Genomic DNA, 4,747 nt, shown 5'->3' with positions numbered 1-4,747 from the left:
CCCATGCCGCCGTGGACCTGCATGGCGCGGTCGGCGGATTCGCAGCAGAGGCGGTTTGCCCAGTAGTTGCACATCGAGACACGGTCGGAGAGCGTGCGCTCGATCTGCTCCTCGGTGAGCTGGTCCATCTCCCAGGCGGTCTTGCGGATCAGAAGGCGCAGCATCTCGGCCTGCGTCGCAAGCTCGACCAGCGGGAACTGGATCGCCTGGTTCTCGGCCAGCGCCCGGCCGAACGGCTTGCGCTCGCGCGCATATTTCACGCTCTCGTTGATGCAGTAGACGGCGGCACCGAGCGAGCTTGCGGCTTGCCGGATGCGGTTCTGATGCACGAAGCACTGCGCCAGCGACAGCCCGCGGCCGACCTCGCCGAACAGGGCGTCCTCAGGCACGAACACGTCGGTGAAGCTGACGCGGGGATGATCGGTCGGCATGTTGAAGGTCCACATGTATTCCTCGACCTTGACGCCATGGCTCTTGGCCGGCACCAGGAAACAGGTGATACCGCGGGCATCGCCGTCATTACCGCTGGTGCGCGCGAACAGCGCGCAGTGCGTGGCAACATGCATGCCGGTGGTCCACATCTTCTCGCCGTTGATGATCCAGCCCTTGACGTTGTCGCGGGTCGCTGGCACCGCGCGCGTCTCCATGTGGGTGGCGTCCGAGCCGTGATGCGGCTCGGTCAGGCCGAAGGTGATGCGGTACTTGCCCTTGATCGAGCCGTCGATCATCGCCTTCTGGTCGTCGCGGCCATAGCGGTCGAGCATGGTGACGACGGGGAAATTGCCGACGACGGAGTGCTCGTTCTGGAGGTCGTTGTGCAGGCCGAGGCCTTTTGCGGCGAAATGCTCGCGGATCACCGCCATCCAGAGATTCGAGCCGTCCTTGCCGCCATATTGCTTCGGCACGGGAAAGCGCAGATGTCCGGCGGCGTCCGCAAGATCCTTGGCCTTGCGCAACAGCGCCTCCCATTCGTGGCGCGGCAGGCCGCCATTCTCGAAATCGGTGCGCGCCCATTCGCGGCGATGATCGAAGAAGCGGATGTTGTCGTCAGCCTCTTCCAGCGGCTTGATCTCGCGTTCGATGAAACGATCGAGCTCCGCGAGATAGGCGACGAGATCGGCAGGCAATGAGAAGTCCACAGGTTCTCTCCCGGATTGATTTTATCATTTTGCGTTAAGGCGCTAGGCGCGTTTCTGCTTCGTGCGATTAAGCTGAGAAGAGCGCGTGCAAGTCAAGCAAGCCGAGGCGTGTGACGCGCGCAAGGCGCATCAGCGCAATTCGATGGTGCTCCAGCGCCGACGCGCGGTAGTATGCCGCCCATATTCCTTGACGAGAAAATGCGGGAGCGCGCGATGGAGCTGAAATTCTCAAAGGTGGAACGCAAGGGGCCGATCACAATCGTCACGCTGTCGCGGCCCGAGGTCTACAACGCGCTACACACCGATGCGCATTTCGAGCTTCAAAAGGTGTTCGACGATTTCTCCGCGGATGCCGAGCAGTGGGTCGCGATCGTCACCGGCGCCGGCGACAAGGCNNACAAGGCGTTCTGCGCCGGCAACGATCTGAAGTGGCAGGCGGCGGGCGGCAAGCGCGGTTGGGACAAGGGCGGCTTTGCCGGCCTCACCGCGCGCTTCGACTGCGACAAGCCGATCATCGCCGCGGTGAACGGCGTCGCGATGGGCGGCGGCTTCGAGATCGCGCTGGCGTGCGACCTCATCATCGCCTCGGAGAATGCGACCTTCGCCTTGCCCGAGCCGCGCGTTGGACTAGCCGCACTCGCCGGCGGCCTGCACCGGCTGCCGCGGCAGATTGGCCTCAAGCGCGCCATGGGCATGATCCTCACCGCGCGCCACGTCAGCGCCAAGGAAGGCCATGAGCTCGGCTTCGTCAACGAGGTGGTGCCGCAGGGCGAGGCGCTGTCGGGCGCGCTGCGCTGGGCGGAGATGATCACCAAGAACTCGCCGATGTCGATCCGAGCCTCGAAGCAGGCGATCCAGAAGGGCCTCGGCGTGTCGCTGGAGCAGGCGATCGCGGAGCAGCGCGAGTACCCCGCGGTGAAGGCGATGGTGGCGTCGCAGGATTACGTCGAGGGCCCGAAGGCATTCTCGGAAAAGCGGCCGCCGAAATGGGTGGGGAAGTGACCGCGCTTTGCGCGGTCATTCCGGGGCGCGNNCGCGACGCCCCGGAATGACGGGGCGCCGCCTACCCGCCCCGCCCCAGCTCGCGCTTGTACGACGCGTAGCTCGGCTGATCCACCGCGAGCTTGTCCATCGTGGTCGCCCACAGGTGCTCGGCGAGGCCCGGCGTTGCGAGGTCAACCTCGCCTTTGGCGATCCGGTCGGCAAGCGCGCGGTTGAGCTCGGTCACCGAGCCGTCGATGCCGAGCAGCGCGCGCAGGCGCTCGACCTCCGCCGCATCGCTTCCCTCCTCCCGCGTCAGCTGCCGCGTCACGAGGTCGAGAATGTTGATGGCGACGCGCAGCTTGAAGGCCTGGTGGCCGGAGATCAGCGGCGTGATGTCGTTGCGCAAGAAATCGGCGACCGATTTGGTCAGCTCGATTGGGGTCGGCTCGTCCTGCATGTGTCAGCTCCCGCGCGGCGCCAACAGCCGCAACAGATCGATCTCGGTCTCGGAGGCGCGGCGGCCGATCATCGCGCGTTCCATGGAATGGTCCGGGCCCTCGCGAAACCGCTGCATCATGCCGCCGCACATGATGCCCCAGCGCAGCGTCCCCATCACTTCCCAGAATTTCACGCGCGCGGGATCGACCTTGCGGCCGGCAGCCTCGTAGCCCGCGAACAGCTCCTCGTGCGAGCCAAAGCCGCCGACGGGCTTGTCGATCTCGCCGAAGCGCCAGGAGTTGACGCAGACCCAGCCGAGATCCTCCATGGGGTCGCCGAGATGGGCAAGCTCCCAGTCCAGCACGGCNNATCGTGGTCGCGCAGCCAGCGCAGCGCCAGCTCGAACACGGGCTTTGGCCAATTCAGGCTGTGATAGTCGCGCTCGAACTCGGAAATCTCCTGGGTCGCCGATCTGCCGCGAAGCTCGGGCAGCTTGTCCTTTGGCAGTCGATGCAGGCCGGCGAGAATGCCGCCGATCTGCCGCGCGAGATGGGGGCGCGCCGCCGCATATTCGTCATCGCGAAGAATCTTGCGCGCGATGGTTTCACCCTCGACCCGCTGCATGATGAAGCCGGTGCCGAGATCATCCTCCGGCACGAGCACATGCATCACGCGCGGCGACGGCACGCCGGCCTCATAAGCGAGCTGCATCAGCTGGGCTTCGGCGGCAAGGCCGGCCGCGCGCGTCGGCGCCGCGCCATAGCCCTTCGGCGAACGGCGCAGGATCGCGCCGATCACGCCGTCGGGATGCACGATATCGAAGCGCCAGGTTTCCTGACTGGCGCCGCCGGACAATTTGGCCGCAGAGGTCGCGCCGGTCGCGCCCTTGCACCAGCGCTGGACGCTGCGGGAAAGTTCGACCTCGATCATTTGCCTTTGAACTGCGCGGGCCGCTTCTCCAGGAATGCGCCGACGCCCTCGCGGAAATCCTGGGTGTCGCCGGCGCGGAGCTGGCACTGGAATTCGAGATTGAGCTGATCCTCGAAGGAATTTTCCGGGCTGTCCCAGTACAGCTTGCGGATCAGCGAAAGCGCGACCGTCGGACCGCTGGCGAGGTCGCGCGCGAGCTTCATCGCCTCCTCCATCAGCACGCCGTCATCATAGACGCGGTTGACGAGGCCCCATTCCAGCGCCTTCTCGGCCGGCAGCCGCTCGCCCATCAGCGACAATTCGATCGAGCGCGCCCGGCCGACGAGGCGCGGCAACAGCCAGGTCGATCCGCAATCCGGCACGAGGCCGATGCGCCGGAAGGCCTGAAGGAAGTAAGAGGACCGCGCGCACAAGATCATGTCGCCGAGCAGCGCGAAGCTCATGCCGGCGCCGGCCGCCGGGCCGTTGACCGCCGTGACAATCGGGCAGTGCAGATTGCGGATGCGGCGCAGGAACGGGTGAAAGCCGGTCTCCAGCGTCAGGCCGGCCTTGGTCTTCTTCGACTGATTGTTGCGCCCTTGCAGATTGGCGCCGGTGCAGAACGCGCGGCCCGCGCCGGTCAGCACGACGCAGCGCACCTCGTCCTTCTTCTCCTCGATCGTATCGAGCGCTTCGGCGAGCCCGCCCAGCATGTCCACGGAGACCGCGTTCATCACCTCCTGATGGTCGAGCCTGAGGATCGCGACCGAGCCATCGAAATCGAGCGTGACGTGTTTGAACTGCATGGCTTCCTCGTGAGTTGCGGCCTGCGTCAATTTCGCAGACCGGAATTGCTTTTGCCGGGGCGCATATTTGATTTTTGGCGCGGTCTTGTCCATGGTGATCAGAGCATAGCAAGCAATCTTGCGCGCAGCGGCTGATGCCCCGCATCCCAAGATGTCTCGCCCAAAAACAGGAAACGCGGCATGAACCTTTTCGACCTCTCCGGCCGCGTCGCCGTGATCACCGGCGGCAATGGCGGCATCGGCCTCGGCATCGCGCAGGCGCTCGCCGGCCAGGGCTGCAACGTCTCGATCTGGGGCCGCAATCCCGACAAGAACAAGGCTGCTGCCGCGAGCATGGCGGGGTTGTCAGGCAAGGTGGACAGCCGGGTCTGCGATGTCACTGACCCGGCTTCGGTCAATGCCGCGATGAAGGCGACGCTCGACATTTTTGGCCGCGTCGACGGCTGCTTCGCCAATGCCGGCATCGGCGGC

5 protein-coding genes and 1 pseudogene are annotated in these 4,747 nt (G+C 65.4%); 2 read left to right on the top strand and 4 right to left on the bottom strand.

Annotated elements, in window-relative coordinates; translation table 11 throughout:
* On the bottom strand, positions 1-1,139 hold a 1,139-nt coding region (locus AABA86_RS26425), incomplete at its 3' end, for an acyl-CoA dehydrogenase family protein (RefSeq protein WP_338308942.1).
* Positions 1,140-1,352: 213 nt separating this feature from the next.
* Between AABA86_RS26425 and AABA86_RS26420 the strand changes: the two genes are divergently transcribed.
* A complete protein-coding gene (locus AABA86_RS26420; RefSeq protein ID WP_338308941.1) occupies positions 1,353-2,141 on the top strand; it encodes an enoyl-CoA hydratase-related protein in 789 nt (262 codons plus the stop codon).
* 61 nt (positions 2,142-2,202) lie between these two features.
* Here AABA86_RS26420 and AABA86_RS26415 read toward each other — a convergent pair whose 3' ends face one another.
* From AABA86_RS26415 to AABA86_RS26405, 3 genes and pseudogenes are all read right to left on the bottom strand, one after another.
* Entirely contained in the window at positions 2,203-2,580 is a 378-nt protein-coding gene (locus tag AABA86_RS26415; RefSeq protein WP_338308940.1) for a DUF6285 domain-containing protein, read from the bottom strand.
* A 3-nt stretch (positions 2,581-2,583) separates the two neighbouring features.
* Positions 2,584-3,491, bottom strand: a pseudogene (locus AABA86_RS26410) (phosphotransferase family protein).
* On the bottom strand, positions 3,488-4,276 hold the full coding sequence (locus AABA86_RS26405; RefSeq protein ID WP_104462367.1) for an enoyl-CoA hydratase/isomerase: 789 nt from the start codon (positions 4,274-4,276) through the stop codon (positions 3,488-3,490). The pseudogene AABA86_RS26410 and the gene AABA86_RS26405 overlap by 4 nt, the downstream one beginning before the upstream one ends.
* Positions 4,277-4,456: 180 nt before the next feature.
* Between AABA86_RS26405 and AABA86_RS26400 the strand changes: the two genes are divergently transcribed.
* The coding region (locus AABA86_RS26400) for an SDR family NAD(P)-dependent oxidoreductase (RefSeq protein WP_338308939.1) at positions 4,457-4,747 on the top strand (291 nt) is incomplete at its 3' end.

The organism is Bradyrhizobium sp. TM233, from assembly GCF_036247965.1.
Classification (GTDB): Bacteria; Pseudomonadota; Alphaproteobacteria; order Rhizobiales; family Xanthobacteraceae; genus Bradyrhizobium; species Bradyrhizobium ottawaense.
Note: the sequence above shows the minus strand (reverse complement) of the source record. Positions and strands in the feature narration are given on the sequence as shown.

Bases quoted from the DNA above. Each gene is read 5' to 3' on its own strand.
- AABA86_RS26405 (WP_104462367.1), bottom strand. From the start codon at position 4,276: ATGCAGTTCAAACACGTCACGCTCGATTTCGATGGCTCGGTCGCGATC.
- AABA86_RS26415 (WP_338308940.1), bottom strand. From the start codon at position 2,580: ATGCAGGACGAGCCGACCCCAATCGAGCTGACCAAATCGGTCGCCGAT.